Here is a 20,375-nt window from a genome sequence, read left to right on the forward strand (position 1 = left end):
CATGCCGCGTTTTCTGGCTCCATTGTTTTTGCTGTGCCTGACCTTCAATGCCCACGCCGACAGTTACATCACCCGGCTGCTGAACAAACCGGTTCCCGGCGGTGTGGCAGTGGTTGATCTGGGCGCTGGCGCTCAGGCGCCGAAAGCCACGTACCAGGGCAAACCCGTATTGGTAGTGAAAGAACAGAACAACTGGCTGGCGATTGTCGGTGTGCCGTTGACGGTCAAGCCTGGCGCGCAGCAGATCAGTAGCGGCGGACGTACTCTGCCGTTCACCGTTGGTAACAAGAAATACCCCGAACAGCGCATCACCCTGAAGAACACTCAGCAGGTCAATCCGAACCCGGCCAACCTCAAGCGCATCGAGGGCGAACTGGCCGAGCAGATCAAGGCTTACCGCAGCTTCAGTCCGAACACACCAAGCAATCTGCTGCTGGATAAACCGGTCAACGGGCCGCTGTCGAGCAAGTTCGGCGTGCGCCGGTTCTTCAACGGTGAAGAACGCAATCCTCATGCTGGCCTCGATTTCGCAGTCCCGGCCGGCACGCCGATCAAGACCCCGGCGGGGGGCAAAGTGATCCTGACCGGTAATTACTTTTTCAACGGCAATACGGTGTTTGTCGATCATGGCCAGGGCTTTATCAGCATGTTCTGCCATATGTCGAAAATCGATGTGAAGGTTGGCGATCAGCTGGCTCGTGGGGCAGTTGTGGGTAAGGTCGGTTCTACTGGCAGGGCGACCGGGCCGCATATGCACTGGAACATCAGCCTGAATGATGCGCGGGTGGATCCGGCGATTTTTATTGGTGCGTTTCAGCCCTGAGTTATGTGGTGAGGCTACCGGCCTCATCGCGGGCAAGCCCGCTCCCACAGGGTTCGAGGTGAACATGAATGTTGTGTACACCACCAATCTCTGTGGGAGCGTGGCTTGCCCGCGATGACGGACTCACTGTCACCGAAATATTCTGGAATAACACATCACCCTCAATTGCGCCCCAACCAAACCTCGCGCAAACATCAAAACGATCCGGCAACTTACAAGCAATAAAATCGCGCAAAACCCGTCTTTTCGAGTATTCCTCTCAATTTTTTTCGACTGCTTGCCAACCTCTCCCCTCGCGGTTAGGGTTGAAGGCATGAAAACCTCTCACACCCTTATTCAGCTTCGCCAGCACCGCAGCCTGTGCCTCGTCAGCGCACGACTGCCAGGCTGAATCGCGGCGCCTCGTCCCACGCTTTTCCCAACATATTCGTTGCACCGGCAGGCCGCCTCTTTTCGGCCCAGACAATAAGGAATTCCCGATGAGCATGCTCAAAGATCCGTCCTCGAAATACCGCGCTTTCCCCGTCATCAACTTGCCGGATCGTACCTGGCCGTCGAAAACCATCGACACCGCGCCGATCTGGTGCAGCTCCGACCTGCGTGACGGCAACCAGTCGCTGATCGAGCCAATGGATGCGGCGAAAAAGCTGCGCTTCTGGAAAACCCTGGTGCAGGTCGGCGTGAAGGAAATCGAAGCGTCGTTCCCGGCCGCTTCGCAAACCGACTTCGACTTCGTGCGTACCCTGATCGAAGAAGGCCACATCCCGGACGACACCACCATTCAGGTGCTGACCCAGGGCCGTGAAGACCTGATCGAGCGCACATTCGAATCCTTGCGCGGTGCGAAGAAAGCCATCGTCCATTTGTACAACGCCACTTCGCCTTCTTTCCGTCGCATCGTCTTCAACCAGGACAAGGACGGCATCAAGGCCATCGCGGTGAACGCGGCCAAGCTGTTCGTCAAATACGCCGCCATGCAGCCGGACACCGAGTGGACTTTCGAATACTCGCCGGAAACCTTCAGCGCCACCGAGCTGGAGTTTGCCAAGGAAGTCTGTGATGCAGTGATCGAGGTGTGGAACCCGTCGCCTGAGCACAAGATGATCCTCAACTTGCCGGCCACTGTTGAGTGCGCAACACCGAACATCTATGCCGACCAGATCGAATGGTTCGGTCGCAACATCAACCGTCGTGACAGCGTGATCATCAGCCTGCACACCCACAACGACCGTGGCACTGGCGTGGCCGCCACCGAGCTGGGTCTGATGGCTGGCGCCGACCGCGTCGAAGGCTGCCTGTTCGGCAATGGCGAGCGTACCGGCAACGTCGACCTCGTTACCGTCGCACTGAACATGTACACCCAGGGCCTGGACCCTCAGCTGGATTTCTCCGACATCGACGGCGTGCGCAAAGTCGTTGAAGAGTGCAACCAGATTCAGGTTCACCCACGTCACCCGTACGTTGGCGATCTGGTCCACACCGCATTCTCCGGTTCCCACCAGGACGCCATCCGCAAAGGCTTCTCCCAGCAGAAACCGGATGCCCTGTGGGAAGTGCCGTACTTGCCGATCGACCCGGCCGACATTGGCCGCAGCTATGAGGCGGTGATTCGCGTCAACAGCCAATCGGGCAAGGGCGGCATCGCCTACTTGCTGGAGCAGGAATACGGCATCAGCCTGCCGCGTCGCATGCAGATCGAGTTCAGCCAGGTCGTGCAGCGTGAAACCGATCGCCTGGGCCTGGAGATGACAGCCAAGCAGATTCACTCGCTGTTGATCAGCGAATACCTGCAAGCCAACACCCCTTACGCACTGGTCAGCCATCGCCTGCAAGAAGAAAACGGCAACAGCGCCGTCGAAGTTGAAGTCGCGAGCAAGGGTCAGGGCGAAACCAACCTGCACTGGCGCGGCAAGGGCAACGGTGCGCTGGAAGCACTGGTGGCCGGCTTGCCGATTCCGGTGGAGATCATGGACTACAACGAACACGCGATTGGCGCGGGCACCAACGCCAAGGCAGCGGCTTACATCGAGCTGCGCGTGAACGGCGAACGAGCGGTGCACGGCGTGGGTATCGATGAAAACATCACCACTGCCAGCTTCAAGGCACTGTTCAGCGCGCTGAATCGCTCGTTGAGCCAGCCGGAAGCGAAAGCGGCTTAAGCCTTCGCTGACATGCAAAAGGCCCCGGAGTGTGAACTTCGGGGCCTTTTTGTTGAAGATCAAAAGATCGCAGCCTTCGGCAACTCCTACAGGATGTACACCGTCCCGATGTAGGAGCTGCCGAAGGCTGCGATCTTTTTCTTTTTCAGGTGAATTCGAAGGTGTCGGCATCCAGATTCGCCGGAAATCGCTCGCGATATGCCGCCAGTGGCGCCGCTTCCAGCACAGCCTTGAACACCCCGTCCGCCTCCCCCGCCGCCAGCAAAGACTCGCCCTGAAAATCCAGCACCTGGCTGTCGCCGGTGTAGGCAAAGCCTTTACCGTCGGTGCCAACGCGATTCACCGCTGCCACATAACAGAGGTTTTCGATGGCGCGCGCCGGCAACAACCGATTCCAGTGCAGCCGCCGCGCACCCGGCCAGTTCGCGGTGTACAGCAGCAGATCGGTGTCCTGCGCGTCGCGACTCCACACAGGGAAGCGCAAGTCGTAGCAAATCAGCGGACGAATTCGCCAACCCTTGAGTTCGAACTGCACCTGCCGCTCACCCGGCGTGTAGTGATTGTGTTCGCCGGCCATGCGAAACAAGTGACGCTTGTCGTAATGCAGCACTTCACCGTCCGGCCGTGCCCACAACAAGCGATTGCGATGGCTGCCGTCAGCCGCCTGGATGATCACGCTGCCGGTGACCACCGCATTGAGCTTTGCAGCCTGAAGCCGCAGCCATTTGCTGGTCGGACCATTCTCAGCTTCGGCGAGGGTTTCCGACTCCATGGAGAAGCCTGTGGTGAACATCTCCGGCAGGATGATCAGATCCGCTCCGCGCGCCTGCTCCAGCAACACCTCGAAATGCTCGAAGTTGGCCTGGCGATCGTGCCACGCGAGGCTGGTCTGGATCAGCGCCAGGTTGAGATCGGGTAATGCACTCAAATCACGCATAGTTTTGCCGCCGCTTCGCGCAGCGTCTCCTCGCGTTTGGCAAAGCACAGCCGCACGAGGCGCTGGCCTTCAGGTGGGCTCTGGTAGAACACCGAGATCGGAATACTCGCCACGCCGTGTTCGCGGGTCATCCACAGGGCCATCTCGACGTCGTTGAGGTCAGGGCGGATTTGCGAGTAATCGACCAGCTGGAAATAGGTGCCCGCAACCCGATTAAAGGTGAATCGCGACGGTGCCAGCAAATCACAGAACAGATCGCGCTTGGCCTGATAGAACGCTGGCAGCTCTTCGACATGCTCCGGGTGCTCGGCCATGTAATCGGCCAAGGCGTATTGCAGCGGCGTGACGCCACAGAAACTGACGTACTGGTGCACTTTACGCAGTTCAGCCGTCAGGGCTGGCGGCGCGACGACGTAACCGGTTTTCCAGCCAGTAACGTGGTACGTCTTGCCGAACGAGCTGATGACGAAGGCGCGCTGATACAGCTCTTCATGAGCCAGCACGCTGACATGCGGCACGCCGTCAAACACCAGGTGTTCGTAGACTTCATCGCTGATCAGATAGATGTCGCGATCGCGGATCAGCGCCGCCAATTGATCCAGTTCGGCGCGGCTGATCAGCGCTCCGCTCGGGTTGTGTGGGGTGTTGAGGACGATCATTCGCGTGCGTGGGCTCAGGGCGGCGGCAAGCTTGTCAAAATCGATGGAGAAATCGTCAGGGCTCAGCTGCACATGCACGCAGCGACCACCAGCCAATTGCGTTGCGGGGTCGTAGCTGTCATAGCACGGGTCAAACACGATGACTTCGTCGCCGCTGTGGATAACTGCCTGAATCGCACAGAAGATCGCCTGGGTGGCGCCGGGCGTCACGGTCACTTCATTTTCGGCATCCACCTTCACGCCATAGCTGCGGGCGATCTTCGCCGCGATCTGCTCGCGCAGTGCCGGCAGGCCAGTCATCGGCGAATACTGATTGTGGCCACCGGCAATATGCCGACCGACTGCATCGCGCAGGGACTGCGGGCCGTCGAAATCAGGAAAACCCTGGGACAGGTTGATAGCGCCAGTCTGCGCCGCGAGCTGAGACATCTGCGTGAAAATCGTGATGCCGACATTCGGCAGCTTACTGGTGATCATCGAGGGTTCCCTGCTCAACACCCGGCTCTGACGACGGCGCGGGAGAGCCCGAGGATAGCCCATCCGACGCCCATAAAAAAAGGGCGCCAGATGGCACCCTTCTTCTTTGTAAAACACCGCGATACCTGTGGCGAGGGGATTTATCCCCGATCGGCTGCGAAGCAGTCGCAAATCCGTTGAATGCGGTTTGACTGATACACCGCGGGCGCAGGTTTTGGGGCTGCTGCGCAGCCCATCGGGGATAAATCCCCTCACCACAAAAGCCCCACACAAAATTGTGCAGGGCCTCGGATCACTTCTTGTCGCGGCGCTTCTTGTCGGCTTTCTTGCTGTGGGACATCATCCGACGCTTCCTGTTGACCTGGCGGTCGGTCAGGGTGTTCTTGTTGCCTTCGTACGGGTTTTCGCCGCCCTTGAACTCGATGCGGATCGGCGTACCGACCAGCTTCAGCACACGGCGGTAAGTGTTTTCCAGATAGCGCACGTACGACTTCGGCACTTTCTCGATCTGGTTACCGTGGATCACGATGATCGGCGGGTTCGCACCACCCAAGTGGGCGTAACGCAGCTTGATCCGGCGGTTGTTGACCATCGGTGGCGCGTGCTCGCCAACCGCGTCTTCCAGAATCTGGGTCAGACGGTTGGTCGGCCAGCGGGTGACCGCGGACTTGAACGAGTTCTGTACGGAAGCGTAGAGGTTACCCACGCCAGTGCCGTGCAGTGCCGAGATGAAGTGGATGTCGGCGTAGTCAACGAAGAACAGACGACGCTGAAGTTCGACTTTCACGAAGTCGCGCTCGCTCGGCGTCATGCCGTCCCACTTGTTGATCGCGATCACCAGCGCACGACCCGACTCGATGGCGAAGCCCAGCAGGTTGAGGTCGTGATCGACCACACCTTCGCGGGCGTCCATCACGAAGATCACTACGTTGGCGTCTTTGATCGCCTGCAGGGTTTTGACCACGGAGAATTTTTCGACTTCTTCGTGAATCTTGCCGCGCTTGCGCACACCAGCGGTGTCGATCAGCGTGTACTTCTCTTCATTCCGTTCGAACGGGATGTAGATACTGTCGCGGGTGGTGCCGGGCTGGTCATAAACGATTACCCGGTCTTCACCGAGCATGCGGTTGACCAGAGTCGACTTGCCAACGTTCGGGCGACCGATGATGGCGATCTTGATGCCGTCTTTTTCGCTCGGGCCAGGAATGCGCTTGGCTTCCTCACCTTCGGCAACGACTTCTTCTTCGCCGTCTTCCGGCTCTTCTTCGTCTCTCGGGAATTCACCCAGGGCGATTTCCAGCATCTGGGTGATGCCACGGCCGTGAGCACCGGCGATAGGAATCGCGTGGCCCATGCCCAACGGAGCAAATTCAGCGCGGGCCATTTCCGGGTCGATGTTGTCGACCTTGTTGGCAACCACGTAGGAACACTTGTTACGTTTGCGCAGGTGTTCGGCGATCATCTGGTCGGCGGCGGTGAAACCGGCCTTGGCATCTACCAGGAACAACACAACATCCGCTTCTTCAATGGCCAGCAGCGACTGCTCGGCCATTTTTTCGTCCATACCGTGCTCGTCACCGGAGATACCACCGGTGTCGACCAGAATGTAGGAACGCCCTTGCCACTTGGCCTCACCGTACTGGCGATCACGGGTCAGACCGGACAAGTCGCCGACGATGGCGTCGCGAGTCCTGGTCAGGCGGTTGAACAAGGTGGACTTGCCGACGTTCGGTCGGCCCACCAGGGCGATTACGGGAACCATGCGGCTCTCCACTTCGTTATTTCAGAAAATACAAAAGCCGCTGCGAGGCAGCGGCTGGTGCTCGGGGCAACACTGCGGGGGTGAACAGGTTCACTCCCGCAAGTGAAGCTGCCTGGGGTGTTATCCCCAAGCATAGTTGTTACTTGATGGTCAGGGCTTCCAGTTTGCCGCTGTTGCCATACACATAAATCGTGTCACCCACCACCAGCGGACGGGCACGCAGGCCGTCGCTGTCGATGCGCTCACGGCCGACGAAACGACCGTCAACCTGACTCAGCAGGTGCAGATAACCTTCCAGGTCACCTACTGCAACATAGCTGGAGAACACTTCCGGAGCCGACAGTTGGCGGCGAGCCAGCGAATCGTTGCTCCACAAAGCCGTGGTAGAACGCTCGTCGACGCCTTCAACGGTGCCCGAAGACAGGCTCACGTAAACGCTGCCGAAACCTTGAGCAATACCGGCGTAGCTCGACGCATCGCGCTGCCACAGTTGACGACCGCTTTCCAGATCCAGTGCCGCAACGCGACCCTGATAGCTGGCAACGTACAGCGTGCCGCCGGACAGCAGCAGACCGCCGTCGATATCGACCACGCGCTCCAGTTCCGAACGACCCTGTGGAATCGCGATGCGCTGTTCCCACACCGGCACGCCATTGGAAATATCCAGGGCGACAACTTTACCGGTCGACAGGCCAGCCACCGCGAGGCGGTTGGTCACGAGCGGTGCGCTGGTGCCACGCAGGGTCAGCACGGCTGGAGTGCTGTCATACACCCAGCGCTGAGTACCGGTGGAAGCATCCAGACCGATCAAACGATCGTCCTGAGTCTGCACCACTACCACGTCGCCGTTGTTGGCCGGCGGCGCGAGGACTTCACTGTTGACGCGAGCACGCCACTTCTCTTCACCGTTGATGGTGTCCAGAGCGACGACTTCGCCACGCAGCGTACCAATCAGAACCAGACCGTAACCCACGCCAACGGCGCCGGAGACAGGCAGTTCAAGATCCTGATCCCACTTCACGTCGCCATTGCTGCGATCCATGGCCATTACCACGCCGGTCACATCGGCCGCGTAGATGGTGTCGCCGTCGATCGCCGGTACCAGCATGTTGTAGGTTTCGCCCTGACCGTCACCGATCGAACGACTCCACTGCTTTTGCAGAACGACTTCTTCTTTGAAGTCGGTCAGCTCGGCCGGTGGCAATTCTTTTTTGCTGTTGCTGCTGCAACCCGCGGCCAAAATGGCCAGAGCCAGCAATGCTGCATGCTTCCAACGGATCACGTCACGCATCCCCTTTGGCCAGGTCGTCGAGCTTGATTTGAAGGCCACCGACCGCCGCTTCATCCGACAGTGCCGCCTTGGCTTTTTGATACGCCTTGTTCGCGTCGTCGGTACGGCCCAGCTTCACCAGCAGGTCGCCCTTGAGTTCTTCGCGAGTGGCCAGGAACGCTTTGTCGGCGTCGCCGTCGAGCAGTTTCAGAGCGTCATCCGCTTTGTCCTGCGCGCCCAGCACCTGCGCCAGACGCTGACGGGCGATTTCGCCCAGCGCCGGATTGGCCGGTTTGTCGACGATGGTTTTGAGCTCGGTCGCGGCGTCGTCCAGCTTGCCGCTGTCGACTGCAACTTTGGCCACGAACAGGCTGCCGTACTGCGCATAGGCAGTGCCGCCGAATTCGCTCTTGAGCTTGCCGGCCAGATCCGCAACGCGGGCAGCATCAGGCTTGCCGTCAGGCGTCAGCGTGGTTTCCAGCAGTTGCTGATAGAGCACCGAGGCGCCTTGCGACTGGTTGCCCTGATATTTGTGATAAGCCTGCCAGCCGAACACGATGACCAGCGCCAACAGGCCGCCGGTGACCAGAGGTTTGCCGTTGCGTGTCCACCAGTCTTTCAAATCCGCCAACTGTTCGTCTTCGGTACTCGACACCCCAATACTCCTTAATCGCTAATTCGGCTGTTAAGACAGCTTCAACCCTGCACGACGCAGGTGGCCAGGTGAGCGGCAAGCGCATCCCAGGCAATGCTTTGTTGTTCGCCCTGGCCACGCAGGGGTTTGAAACCTACCACTTGCTGGGCCATTTCGTCGTCACCGAGGATCAGTGCGTACAGCGCACCGCTCTTGTCGGCCTTCTTGAACTGGCTTTTGAAGCTGCCAGCGCCGGCATTGACTTGCAGACGCAGGTTTGGAAGCTGATCACGTACACGCTCGGCCAGAGCCAGACCGGCCAGCTCGGCTTCTTCACCGAAGGCGCAGAGGTAGACGTCGACCTGACGGGAAATTTCTTCCGGGATCTGCTCGAGGGTCTCGAGCATCAGCACCAGACGTTCGATGCCCATGGCGAAACCAACGCCGGTGGTCGGCTTGCCGCCCATTTGCTCGACCAGACCGTCATAACGACCGCCCGCGCAAACAGTGCCCTGGGCACCGAGCTTGTCGGTGACCCATTCAAAAACGGTTTTGCTGTAGTAATCGAGGCCGCGTACCAGCTTCGGGTTGAGCACGTACGGAATGCCGACGGCATCCAGACGGGCCTTCAAGCCTTCAAAGTGTGCACGGGACTCGTCGTCCAGGTAGTCGGCCATCTTCGGCGCATCAACCAGCACGGCCTGGGTGTCGGCATTTTTGGTGTCGAGCACGCGCAGCGGGTTGGTTTTCAGGCGACGCTGGCTGTCTTCGTCGAGCTTGTCGTGATGCGCCGAGAGATACTCGACCAGCGCTTCACGGTAGCGACCACGGGACTCGCTGGTGCCGAGGCTGTTGAGTTCGAGCTTGACCGCATCACGGATGCCCAGCTCGCCCCACAGGCGCCAGGTCATGGTGATCAGCTCGGCGTCGATGTCCGGACCGTCGAGGTTGAACACCTCCAGACCGATCTGGTGGAACTGGCGATAACGGCCTTTTTGCGGACGCTCGTGGCGGAACATCGGGCCGATGTACCAGAGTTTCTGCACCTGGCCGCCGCCAGTGATGCCGTGCTCAAGCACTGCACGCACGCACGCCGCGGTGCCTTCCGGACGCAGGGTCAGGGAGTCGCCGTTGCGGTCTTCGAAGGTGTACATCTCTTTTTCGACGATGTCGGTCACTTCACCGATCGAGCGTTTGAACAGCTCGGTGAACTCGACGATCGGCATGCGGATCTGCTTGTAACCGTAGTTATCCAGCAGACGCGCAACAGTGCCCTCGAAATAACGCCACAGCGGGGTCTGTTCGGGCAGGATGTCGTTCATGCCACGAATGGCTTGCAATGACTTGCTCACTTTAAATCCTTAAATTCGTTCGGCTCTGTAGGCTCAGCCGCGCGCGATAACCGCTGCGTCAGCTTCGACCTTTTCGGCCGCTTTCTGGCGGATCAGCTTTTCCAGATGATCCACCAGATTGTCATTCGTCAGTTTCTGCGCCGGCTTGCCGTCGATGTAAATCAGGTTTGGCGTGCCGCCGGTCAAGCCGATATGGGCTTCCTTGGCTTCGCCGGGGCCGTTGACCACACAACCGATCACCGCGACATCCAGCGGCACCAGCAGGTCTTCAAGACGCCCTTCCAGCTCGTTCATGGTCTTGACCACATCGAAGTTCTGCCGCGAGCAGCTCGGGCAGGCGATGAAGTTGATGCCACGGGAACGCAAATGCAAAGACTTGAGAATGTCGTAACCGACCTTCACTTCCTCGACCGGATCGGCCGCCAGCGAGATGCGAATAGTATCGCCAATCCCTTCGGCGAGCAGCATACCTAGGCCCACGGCGGATTTCACTGTACCCGAACGCAATCCACCGGCTTCGGTGATGCCAAGGTGCAGCGGCTGGACGATTTCTTTCGCCAGCAAGCGGTAGGCTTCGACGGCCATGAACACGTCGGAAGCCTTCACGCTGACCTTGAAGTCCTGAAAATTCAGGCGTTCGAGGTGTTCAACGTGACGCAGAGCGGACTCGACCAGCGCCGCCGGGGTCGGCTCGCCGTATTTCTTTTGCAGGTCTTTTTCCAGCGAGCCGGCGTTGACGCCGATGCGGATCGGGATACCGCGATCACGCGCAGCATCAACCACTGCACGCACGCGATCTTCGCGACCGATGTTGCCCGGGTTGATACGCAGGCAGTCCACACCCAGTTCGGCTACGCGCAAGGCGATCTTGTAGTCGAAGTGAATGTCGGCAACCAGCGGCACCTTGACCAATTGCTTGATCTTGCCGAATGCCTCGGCGGCGTCCATGTCCGGCACCGAAACGCGAACGATGTCGACGCCAGCGGCTTCCAGACGGTTGATTTGTGCAACGGTGGCGGCTACGTCATTGGTGTCGCTGTTGGTCATGCTCTGTACAGCGATAGGCGCATCGCCGCCCACCGGTACGTTGCCGACCCAGATCTTGCGCGAAACGCGACGTTTGATTGGAGATTCGCCGTGCATGACTTATTGACCCAACTTCAGGCGAGCAGTCTCGCCACTGGTGAACGGAGCGACATCGACCGTTTGGCCGTTGTAGCTGACCTGAGCGCCACGGGCATAGCCCAGGCGTACGGCAAATGGAGGCTTGCCGGCAACAGACAGGCTGTCGCCCTTACGCTTCAGGCCACTGAACAGAGTCTTGCCACTGGCATCGGTAACCTGGGTCCAGCAATCGGCAACGAACTGCACCGAAACCTGACCCTGCCCCGCAACTGGCGCAGACGCTTGCGCGGTTGGCGCTGGCGTCGCAGGAACCACCGGAGCGGTAACGGTCGGAGCAGGAGTGGCCGGAACGTTTGGTGCCGGCGTGGCAGGGGCAGCGACAACCGGTGCCGGGGTTTGAGCCGGCGCAGTTGGCATCGCACCCGGAGCGGCCGGTGCTGCCGGTGCCGTTGTCGCAGTGGCAGGCTCGGCGCCGGTAGATTCGGCGGTGGTCTCCGATTGCGGCAGTGCCAGGGCAGTCGCGCCCTCGGCCTGACCTTCGGCAACGGCCTGGTCTTCCGGCTCGTCAATCGGGTGAATCTGCGTGGTGCCATCGGCGCCTTCGACTTCGACGTGCTCAGGGGCGAGGCTGGTCAAGTCTTTGGTGCGCTGCGAAGTCTGATCCTGCCACCAGACGAAACCGCCGCCGATGACCGCGATCAGCAACAGCAGGCTGACGATGCGCAAAATGGTGTGGGAAACCCGCACCGGCTCTTCGATACGCCCCAGCGCATGCACGTTGCTGCCCTGGGAATCGGTGCCGGTGGACTGGTCAAATTGCTGAACCAGAGCGGTCTGGTCCATGCCGAGCAACTTGGCATAGGCGCGAATATAGCCGCGAGCGAAGGTGTGCCCCGGCAGCTTGTCGAAAGCGCCGGCTTCAAGATTGCTCAGGGAAGTCACGGTGAGGTTGAGCTTGAGGGCCACTTCGGCCAGCGACCAGCCATTGCTTTCGCGGGCCTGGCGCAAGGTCTCACCGGGGTTAACGCGATTCGCTGCTACAACTTCGGGATGCGCCGCTTTCATCATTGCTCCGACAGGTATTGCTGATATTCCGGCGTACCGGGATAGAGTCGTTTTAATTGCAGGCCATAACTGGCGGCCTTGTCGCGATCTTCAAACACTTTTGCCAGCCGAACGCCGAGCAATAGACTACGTGCATTTTGTTCGGTTAGCAGGCTGAAACGGTCGTAATAGTCACGCGCGGGCACATAATGCCTGTCTTCGAAGGACAACTCAGCCATTTCCAGCAATGCGCGAGGTTGTTGACGATTCAGGCGCAGGGCTTTTTCCAGTTGCTGCTGCGCCAGATCACGCTGTCCGAGCTTAGCCGCCGTCATGCCGAGATTCTCGAACACGCGCGAGCGCTCAGGATACAGGGTATCGGCGGCGGCCTGTTCAAAACGCTCGTAGGCTTCCTTGTAACGCTGTTCTTCGTAGAGAAAACTGCCGTAGTTGTTGAGGGTTCGGGCATCGGCGGGACGTGAAGACAAGGCCTTGCGGAAGTGTTCGTCAGCCAGTGCAGGCTCCATCTCGGCCTGGAACACCAGTCCGAGCGCAGCATTGGCGTCCGGATCGGAGCTGTCCAGGTCCAGAGCCTTTTTCAGCGGCACCTTGGCGCGTTCGGTCATGCCCTGCTGCAAATACCCCAGCCCCAACTGCACATAAGCGGCTCGCGCTTCATCGCGGCCCTTGCTGGTCTTCATCGGGTTGTAGTCACCCGACAGGACACAGCCAGCACTCAGGCTGGCCAACAGCAACAGCAGCGCAAAGCGCAGGGACATAGAGATCCTCTCTTAGTTTGTATTCGCGGCGTTCTGCGCCAGATCGCCGTCGGCGTTCAATTCCCGCACGGCAATGTAACGTTCGCTGCGACGGGTGCGATCCAGCACCTGTCCTACCAATTGACCACAAGCCGCGTCGATGTCTTCACCACGGGTGGTGCGCACAGTGACGTTGAAGCCTGCCTGATGCAGTTGATCCTGGAACCGGCGGATAGCATTGTTGCTAGGCCGCTCGTACCCGGAATGCGGGAACGGGTTGAACGGAATCAGGTTGATCTTGCATGGAATGTCTTTCAGCAACTCGACCATCTCAACGGCATGTTCGACTTTGTCGTTGATGTCCTTGAGCAAGGTGTACTCGATGGTCAGCACGCGCTTCTCGCCCAGGGACGACATGTAGCGCTGGCACGACTCGAGCAGCATCTTAAGCGGATATTTCTTGTTGATCGGCACCAATTGGTTACGCAATGCGTCATTCGGTGCGTGCAGGGACAACGCCAGGGATACGTCGATGTGCTTGGACAGCTCATCGATCATCGGCACCACACCCGACGTGGACAGGGTCACGCGGCGCTTGGAGATCCCGTAGCCGAGGTCATCCATCATCAGATGCATGGCGGCGACGACGTTGTCGAAGTTCAGCAGCGGCTCACCCATGCCCATCATCACCACGTTGGTGATGGCACGGTCGACGGTGGCCGGGACGCTGCCGAAAGATTTGTTGGCAATCCACACCTGACCGATGACTTCGGCGGCGGTGAGGTTGCTATTGAAGCCTTGCTTGCCGGTGGAGCAGAAACTGCAATCCAGGGCACAGCCTGCCTGGGACGAAACGCACAAAGTACCGCGCTTGCCCTGGGGAATGTACACGGTCTCGACACAGCTGCCGGACGCCACGCGCACCACCCACTTACGGGTGCCGTCGGTGGAGATGTCCTCGCTGACAACTTCGGGACCACGGACCTCGGCAATAACCTTGAGCTTGTCGCGCAAGGCTTTGCTGACGTTCGTCATGGCGTCGAAATCATCGACGCCAAAGTGGTGAATCCATTTCATTACCTGACCGGCACGGAAACGCTTCTCCCCGATTGAGTCGAAGAATTTTTCCATTTCCGGCTGGGTCAGACCCAGCAGGTTGGTTTTAACAGTCGATGTAGTCATGGATTCACCTTCACTCTTAAGCCAATGCTTAGCGAGTGGTTACTTCAGTAGCTGCGAAGAAGTACGAGATTTCACGAGCAGCTGCGGCTTCGGAGTCCGAACCGTGAACAGCGTTGGCGTCGATGGAATCAGCGAAATCAGCGCGGATGGTACCGGCAGCAGCTTCTTTAGGGTTGGTAGCGCCCATCAGCTCACGGTTCAGAGCGATAGCGTTTTCGCCTTCCAGAACCTGAACAACAACAGGACCGGAGATCATGAAGGAAACCAGGTCGCCGAAGAAACCACGAGCGCTGTGCTCAGCGTAGAAGCCTTCAGCTTCAGCTTTGGACAGTTGCTTCAGTTTCGAAGCTACAACGCGCAGGCCGGCTTTTTCGAAACGAGTGGTGATTTCGCCGATGACGTTTTTTGCAACAGCGTCAGGCTTGATGATGGAGAAAGTGCGTTGAACAGCCATGGTGTAACTCCAGAAACGGTAATTTGTGAAAAATTAAACCCGCGAATTATACGCGGGTTCTTGGGTATTGCCTAACCTGCGAGACGATCAGTCCAATTCTTTGGCCCAAAGCTCCTGAACCGCTTCCAGCACCTTCTCACCGACTCGGCCAGAAGTGCTATCAAACTCAGGCAGATCCAGGATCATCTGCTGCAGACGTACGAAACCTACAGAATATGGATCGACACCGGCATGGGCCTCGGCCAGCTCTTCTGCAATACGTTGAACATCATTCCAACCGTAGCTCATGACAGTCTTACCAGTCAGTGCGGCGCTTCAGCCGCATGGTTAAGCGAATATTTCGGAATCTCGACGGTGATGTCTTCTTCACCCACGATAGCCTGACAGGCCAGACGCGATTGCGCTTCCAGGCCCCAGGCACGATCAAGGAAGTCTTCTTCCAGCTCGTCAGCCTCTTCCATCGAGTCGAAACCCTCACGGATGATGCAGTGACAAGTGGTGCAAGCGCAGACGCCGCCGCAAGCACTTTCCATCTCGATGTGGTGTTCGTGGGCCAGTTCAAGAATCGATGTGCCGGGCGCAGCGTCGACCACCATACCCTCAGGGCAGAACTTGTCGTGGGGCAGAAAAATGACCTGCGGCATCAGATATCCTCGATTTCATTCAGATTGCGCCCCGACAGAGCGGCTTTCACCGTCAAATCCATGCGGCGGGCAGCAAAAGCATCGGTCACTTGCGACAGACGCTTGGTCTGCTGCTCGATGGCGTAACCATCGGTACCTTTCATCAGTTCGGCCAGTTCCTGCAATTGCAGGTCGATGACCATGCGCTCTTCGGCGTCGAGCAACCGCTCGCCATCCACCTCCAGAGCACCCTGCACGGCCTCGATCAGACGCTGGGCATCAACTTGCTGTTCACGCAAAACGCGAGCGACCTTGTCGTCATTGGCGTGCTGGAACGAATCCTTGAGCATCTTGGCGATTTCGCCGTCGGTCAGACCGTAGGACGGCTTGACCTGAATGCTCGCCTCGACACCCGAACCCAGTTCGCGGGCGGAAACACTGAGCAGACCGTCAGCATCGACCTGGAAGGTCACGCGAATCTTCGCTGCACCTGCGACCATCGCTGGAATGCCGCGCAATTCAAAACGTGCCAGAGAGCGGCAGTCGCTGATCAATTCACGTTCGCCCTGCAAGACGTGAACAGCCATGGCCGTCTGACCGTCTTTATAAGTGGTGAAGTCCTGAGCGCGGGCGACGGGGATGGTGGTGTTGCGCGGAATCACCTTCTCCATCAGGCCGCCCATGGTTTCCAGCCCCAGGGACAGCGGAATCACGTCGAGCAGCAGCAGCTCGCCGCCATCGCGCTTGTTGCCAGCCAGAGTGTCGGCCTGGATCGCAGCACCGATGGCCACCACTTGATCCGGATCGATTTCGGTCAATGGCTCACGACCAAAAGCTTCGGCCACTGCTTCGCGAACGCGCGGGACGCGAGTCGAACCACCGACCATGACCACGGCGTGCACATCTTCCAGCTCAATGCCGGAATCGCGAACGGCGCGGCGGCAGGCTTTGAGGCTGCGCGCGACCATCGGTTCGATCAGCGCATCGAAGGCTTCGCGGGTCAGCTGTGCTTTCCAGTCGCCGTAGGCAACTTCAACACTGGCCGCATCGGTCAGGGCTTCTTTGGCCGCGCAAGCGGTTTGCAGCAGATTACGTTGTGCGCCCGGATCGAGATCGGCGGACAGGCCCGCGCTCTCGATGATCCAGCCAGCAATCGCGTGATCGAAATCATCGCCGCCCAGCGCGCTGTCGCCGCCAGTGGCCAGAACTTCAAACACACCGCCAGTCAGACGCAGAATCGAAATATCGAAGGTGCCGCCGCCCAGGTCATAGATCGCAACCAGGCCCTCGGCGTGTTGATCCAGACCGTAAGCCACAGCAGCAGCGGTCGGCTCATTGAGCAGGCGCAGCACGTTCAGACCGGCCAGTTTGGCCGCATCTTTGGTGGCCTGGCGCTGAGCATCGTCGAAATACGCCGGAACGGTAATCACCGCGCCAACCAGCTCGCCACCCAAGGTCGCTTCAGCACGCTGGCGCAACACTTTGAGGATATCGGCGGAGACTTCGACCGGGCTTTTCGGCCCCTGCACAGTATCGATGAACGGCATGTGCGATTCGCCACCGACGAAACGGTATGGCAGTTGCTCGCCCAATTGCTTGACGTCGGACAAACCACGACCCATCAAGCGCTTGACCGACAGCACAGTGTTCAAAGGATCGGAAGCGGCAGCCAGTTTGGCCGACTCGCCGACTTCGACGCGATCGGCGTGATAACGCACGGCAGACGGCAGGATGACCTGCCCGTTTGCGTCGGCCAGCGGCTCGGAAAGACCACTGCGCAACGCAGCGACCAGCGAATTGGTAGTGCCCAAGTCGATCCCCACAGCCAGACGGCGCTGGTGCGGTTGAGGACTTTGGCCGGGTTCGGCGATCTGCAGTAGGGCCATCGTGATCAGGACTTATCTGTATATCAGGCGTGCGACCGGAGCGGCACTGGGTTAATCGTCGAGGCGCTCTTCTAACTGGCGCACTTCGTAGGTCAGCTTGTCGAGGAACTGCATGCGCCGCATCAGGCGTTCGGCCTGATCACGTTGTGCTGCATCATCCCAACAGGCTGCAAAACTTTCGTTGAGCTCTTCCTGGGCCACTTTCAAGCGACGCTTGAAAACTGCGACGCCGTCGAGATCGGCACTGTCCTGGAGGTCTTCGAGCTCTTCGCGCCATTGCATCTGCTGCAAAAGAAACTCGGGATCCTGGACGGTGACTTCCATCGGCACTTCATGCCCACTGACCTTCAGCAGGTAGCGCGCACGCTGGGGTGGGCTCTTGAGCACCTGATACGCCTCGTTGAGGCCGGCAGACTGCTCAAGCGCCAACCGCTGCTCGCGCTCGGAAGCATCGGCAAAGCGGTCAGGATGAACACCACGCGCCAACTCACGGTAGCGCGCGGCCAACTGCTCGAGATCCAGACGGAAGCTCGGTTGCAGCTCGAATAAAGCGAAATGACAAGGACTACCCACGACAAGCCTCAGATGTTGAAGCTTTCGCCGCAGCCACACTCACCGCGTACGTTGGGATTGTTGAACTTGAAGCCTTCGTTCAACCCTTCCTTGACGAAATCGAGCTCGGTGCCGTCCAGGTAGGCCAGGCTTTTCGGGTCGATAATCACTTTTTCACCGTGACTTTCGAACACCTGATCCTCTGCAACCACCTCGTCGACAAACTCCAGCACGTAGGCAAGGCCGGAACAACCTGTGGTGCGAACACCCAGACGAATCCCTTCACCTTTGCCGCGCCCGTCGAGGGAGCGCCGCACGTGTCGAGCAGCCGCTTCTGTCATGCTGATAGCCATCGGTGACTCCTTACTCGTCGCCAAATCCTGAAAGTCAGATCAAGCCTTTCTTCTGCTTGTAATCGCGAACAGCCGCTTTGATAGCGTCTTCAGCGAGTACCGAGCAGTGAATTTTCACTGGCGGCAGGGCCAGTTCTTCGGCCAGCTGGGTGTTCTTGATGGTTTCCGCTTCGTCCAGGGTCTTGCCCTTCATCCACTCGGTAGCGAGGGAGCTGGAAGCGATTGCCGAACCGCAGCCGTAGGTCTTGAACTTGGCATCTTCGATGATGCCCTGATCGTTGACCTTGATCTGCAGACGCATAACGTCGCCGCACGCTGGTGCGCCGACCATGCCAGTACCGACATCCGGGTCCTCGGCATTCATCTTGCCGACGTTACGCGGGTTTTCGTAGTGGTCGATGACCTTTTCGCTGTAAGCCATGATTCTAATCCTCACTCATCAGGGCCGCTCTTGAGGCCCTGTAGCTGCGCTGCATCAGTCGCCGCGTCGCTACAGGATCTGTATCCGGCGGCTTCTATATTTAGTGTGCCGCCCACTCGATTTTCGAGATATCGACGCCGTCTTTGTACATGTCCCACAGCGGCGACAAAGTGCGCAGCTTGGTAACGGCCTCGCAGACTTTCTGCGCGGCGTAGTCGATTTCTTCTTCGGTGGTGAAGCGGCCGAAGGTGAAGCGGATCGAGCTGTGTGCCAGTTCGTCGTTGCGGCCCAGGGCGCGCAGTACATACGAAGGCTCAAGCGATGCCGAGGTGCACGCCGAACCGGACGAAACCGCCAGATCCTTGAGTGCCATGATCAGCGACTCGCCCTCAACGTAGTTGAAGCTCAGGTTCAGGTTGTGCGGAACGCGGGCAGTCAGGCTGCCGTTGACGTACAGCTCTTCCAGATGCTCGACCTGCTTGTAGAAACGGTCGCTCAAGGCTTTGATGCGCACGTTTTCGGCAGCCATGTCTTCCTTGGCCACACGGAACGCTTCGCCCATGCCGACGATCTGGTGGGTCGCCAGGGTACCGGAACGCATGCCGCGTTCGTGACCGCCGCCGTGCATGGTCGCTTCGATACGCACACGCGGCTTGCGGCTCACGTACAGCGCGCCGATGCCTTTAGGACCGTAGGTCTTGTGGGCGGAGAACGACATCATGTCGACTTTCAGTTTCGACAGGTCGATGTCGACCTTGCCGGTGGACTGAGCGGCGTCGACGTGGAACAGGATGCCTTTGGCGCGAAGCATCTCGCCGATGGCTTCGATGTCGTTGATGGTGCCGATTTCGTTGTTCACATGCATCGCCGACACGAGAATGGTGTCTTCGCGCAGTGCGGCTTCGATCATTGCCGGAGTCACCAGACCATCAGTCTGAGGCTCGAGGTAGGTCACTTCGAAACCTTCACGCTCGAGTTGGCGCATGGTGTCGAGGACAGCCTTGTGCTCAATCTTGGTGGTGATCAGGTGCTTGCCCTTGGAGGCGTAGAAATGTGCCGCACCTTTGATCGCCAGGTTGTCGGACTCGGTGGCGCCGGAGGTCCAGACGATTTCACGCGGGTCGGCGTTGACCAGATCGGCCACCTGACGACGGGCGTTTTCGACGGACTCTTCAGCTTTCCAGCCGAACACGTGGGAACGGGACGCCGGGTTACCGAAGTTTCCGTCGACCAGCAGGCATTCACTCATTTTTTGCGCAACGCGCGGATCGACCGGGGTGGTCGCAGAGTAATCAAGGTAAATCGGCAATTTCATGGACTATCTCCTAAATCAGGGCTGGCGTGCCGCTGGCTCTACGGCTGTCATTCGACGGCGGACGCTTCAATCTTGTCCAGGCGTGGCGCCTTGCTGTTGCAACGGCGCTGGTCCTGACGCTGGGCTACTTCTTGTACCTCACGGCGAGTCACAAGATCAGCCAAGCTGATACCACTTAGAAATTCGTGAATCTGCAGGCTCAGGTCGCACCACAGGTGATGGGTCAGGCAGGTATCGCCGGAATGGCAATCACCCTGCCCCCCGCACTTGGTGGCATCGACCGACTCGTTCACTGCGTCGATCACCTGAGCCACCTGAATGCCCTGCATGTCGCGGGACAACTGGTAGCCACCACCCGGACCGCGAACACTGGAAACCAGGTTACTGCGGCGCAGCTTGGCAAAAAGCTGTTCGAGATAGGACAGGGAAATGCCTTGGCGCTCGGAGATATCGGCCAGGGACACCGGCCCGTGCTGCGCATGCAACGCCAGGTCAAGCATGGCAGTCACGGCGTATCGGCCTTTTGTAGTCAGTCGCATGGACAATTACCACGGAGTTCAGAATGGGCGGGAGTATGCAATTCCCGAGC

General features: G+C 59.0%; 21 protein-coding genes. 2 read left to right on the forward strand and 19 right to left on the reverse strand.

Going from position 1 to position 20,375, the window contains the following annotated elements; all coding sequences use genetic code 11:
* Nucleotide 1: 1 nt before the first annotated feature.
* Both ACA061_RS21535 and leuA read left to right on the forward strand, forming a co-directional pair.
* Entirely contained in the window at nt 2–823 is an 822-nt protein-coding gene (locus tag ACA061_RS21535; protein ID WP_150601796.1) for a M23 family metallopeptidase, read from the forward strand.
* 479 nt (nt 824–1,302) lie between these two features.
* A complete protein-coding gene (gene leuA, locus ACA061_RS21540) occupies nt 1,303–2,982 on the forward strand; it encodes a 2-isopropylmalate synthase (protein ID WP_150601797.1) in 1,680 nt (559 codons plus the stop codon).
* A gap of 145 nt (nt 2,983–3,127) precedes the next feature.
* Here leuA and ACA061_RS21545 read toward each other — a convergent pair whose 3' ends face one another.
* The 19 genes from ACA061_RS21545 to iscR form a co-directional block, all read right to left on the reverse strand.
* Nucleotides 3,128–3,919, reverse strand: coding sequence for an amidohydrolase (locus ACA061_RS21545; RefSeq protein WP_150616276.1), 792 nt, complete (start codon nt 3,917–3,919; stop codon nt 3,128–3,130).
* Nucleotides 3,907–5,055 carry a pyridoxal phosphate-dependent aminotransferase gene (locus tag ACA061_RS21550; RefSeq protein WP_497300022.1) on the reverse strand — a complete coding sequence of 383 codons (1,149 nt, stop codon included), beginning with the start codon at nt 5,053–5,055 and terminating at the stop codon, nt 3,907–3,909. The genes ACA061_RS21545 and ACA061_RS21550 overlap by 13 nt, the downstream gene beginning before the upstream one ends.
* A 292-nt stretch (nt 5,056–5,347) precedes the next feature.
* Complete coding sequence (der, locus tag ACA061_RS21555; RefSeq protein WP_042560918.1) at nt 5,348–6,817, reverse strand: ribosome biogenesis GTPase Der; 1,470 nt, start codon at nt 6,815–6,817, stop codon at nt 5,348–5,350.
* 139 nt (nt 6,818–6,956) lie between these two features.
* Nucleotides 6,957–8,108, reverse strand: coding sequence for an outer membrane protein assembly factor BamB (gene bamB / locus ACA061_RS21560; protein WP_042560919.1), 1,152 nt, complete (start codon nt 8,106–8,108; stop codon nt 6,957–6,959).
* Nucleotides 8,101–8,742, reverse strand: coding sequence for a YfgM family protein (locus ACA061_RS21565; RefSeq protein WP_150601800.1), 642 nt, complete (start codon nt 8,740–8,742; stop codon nt 8,101–8,103). The genes bamB and ACA061_RS21565 overlap by 8 nt, the downstream gene beginning before the upstream one ends.
* A gap of 41 nt (nt 8,743–8,783) precedes the next feature.
* The gene (hisS, locus tag ACA061_RS21570) at nt 8,784–10,073 is read right to left on the reverse strand and encodes a histidine--tRNA ligase (RefSeq protein WP_016984369.1); all 1,290 of its coding nucleotides are present in this window, start codon (nt 10,071–10,073) and stop codon (nt 8,784–8,786) included.
* 33 nt (nt 10,074–10,106) lie between these two features.
* Nucleotides 10,107–11,216: a flavodoxin-dependent (E)-4-hydroxy-3-methylbut-2-enyl-diphosphate synthase gene (ispG, locus tag ACA061_RS21575; RefSeq protein WP_150592716.1), complete on the reverse strand. Its 1,110-nt coding sequence runs from the start codon at nt 11,214–11,216 to the stop codon at nt 10,107–10,109.
* Between the two features lie 3 nt (nt 11,217–11,219).
* Nucleotides 11,220–12,263: a RodZ domain-containing protein gene (locus tag ACA061_RS21580; protein ID WP_497300023.1), complete on the reverse strand. Its 1,044-nt coding sequence runs from the start codon at nt 12,261–12,263 to the stop codon at nt 11,220–11,222.
* The gene (pilW, locus tag ACA061_RS21585) at nt 12,263–13,021 is read right to left on the reverse strand and encodes a type IV pilus biogenesis/stability protein PilW (protein ID WP_150604297.1); all 759 of its coding nucleotides are present in this window, start codon (nt 13,019–13,021) and stop codon (nt 12,263–12,265) included. Before pilW ends, ACA061_RS21580 begins: the two co-directional genes overlap by 1 nt.
* A gap of 12 nt (nt 13,022–13,033) precedes the next feature.
* A complete protein-coding gene (gene rlmN / locus ACA061_RS21590) occupies nt 13,034–14,182 on the reverse strand; it encodes a dual-specificity RNA methyltransferase RlmN (protein WP_042560925.1) in 1,149 nt (382 codons plus the stop codon).
* 28 nt (nt 14,183–14,210) lie between these two features.
* Entirely contained in the window at nt 14,211–14,636 is a 426-nt protein-coding gene (gene ndk, locus ACA061_RS21595) for a nucleoside-diphosphate kinase (protein WP_042560926.1), read from the reverse strand.
* Nucleotides 14,637–14,723: 87 nt separating this feature from the next.
* A complete protein-coding gene (iscX, locus tag ACA061_RS21600) occupies nt 14,724–14,924 on the reverse strand; it encodes a Fe-S cluster assembly protein IscX (protein ID WP_150604298.1) in 201 nt (66 codons plus the stop codon).
* Between the two features lie 14 nt (nt 14,925–14,938).
* Complete coding sequence (gene fdx, locus ACA061_RS21605) at nt 14,939–15,280, reverse strand: ISC system 2Fe-2S type ferredoxin (RefSeq protein WP_150592713.1); 342 nt, start codon at nt 15,278–15,280, stop codon at nt 14,939–14,941.
* Entirely contained in the window at nt 15,280–17,145 is a 1,866-nt protein-coding gene (gene hscA, locus ACA061_RS21610) for a Fe-S protein assembly chaperone HscA (RefSeq protein WP_150616279.1), read from the reverse strand. Before hscA ends, fdx begins: the two co-directional genes overlap by 1 nt.
* Nucleotides 17,146–17,196: 51 nt before the next feature.
* Nucleotides 17,197–17,718, reverse strand: a complete 522-nt coding sequence (gene hscB, locus ACA061_RS21615) for a co-chaperone HscB (RefSeq protein WP_210554980.1) — start codon at nt 17,716–17,718, stop codon at nt 17,197–17,199.
* A gap of 8 nt (nt 17,719–17,726) precedes the next feature.
* On the reverse strand, nt 17,727–18,050 hold the full coding sequence (gene iscA / locus ACA061_RS21620) for an iron-sulfur cluster assembly protein IscA (RefSeq protein ID WP_003227904.1): 324 nt from the start codon (nt 18,048–18,050) through the stop codon (nt 17,727–17,729).
* 34 nt (nt 18,051–18,084) lie between these two features.
* Nucleotides 18,085–18,471, reverse strand: coding sequence for a Fe-S cluster assembly scaffold IscU (gene iscU / locus ACA061_RS21625; RefSeq protein ID WP_042560931.1), 387 nt, complete (start codon nt 18,469–18,471; stop codon nt 18,085–18,087).
* Between the two features lie 100 nt (nt 18,472–18,571).
* A complete protein-coding gene (locus ACA061_RS21630) occupies nt 18,572–19,786 on the reverse strand; it encodes an IscS subfamily cysteine desulfurase (protein ID WP_150604301.1) in 1,215 nt (404 codons plus the stop codon).
* 47 nt (nt 19,787–19,833) lie between these two features.
* Nucleotides 19,834–20,325 (reverse strand): Fe-S cluster assembly transcriptional regulator IscR, encoded by a 492-nt coding sequence (iscR, locus tag ACA061_RS21635; RefSeq protein ID WP_150592710.1) that lies wholly within the window; start codon nt 20,323–20,325, stop codon nt 19,834–19,836.
* Nucleotides 20,326–20,375: the final 50 nt, after the last annotated feature.

The sequence above is a fragment of the Pseudomonas sp. LBUM1668 genome, from assembly GCF_059695715.1.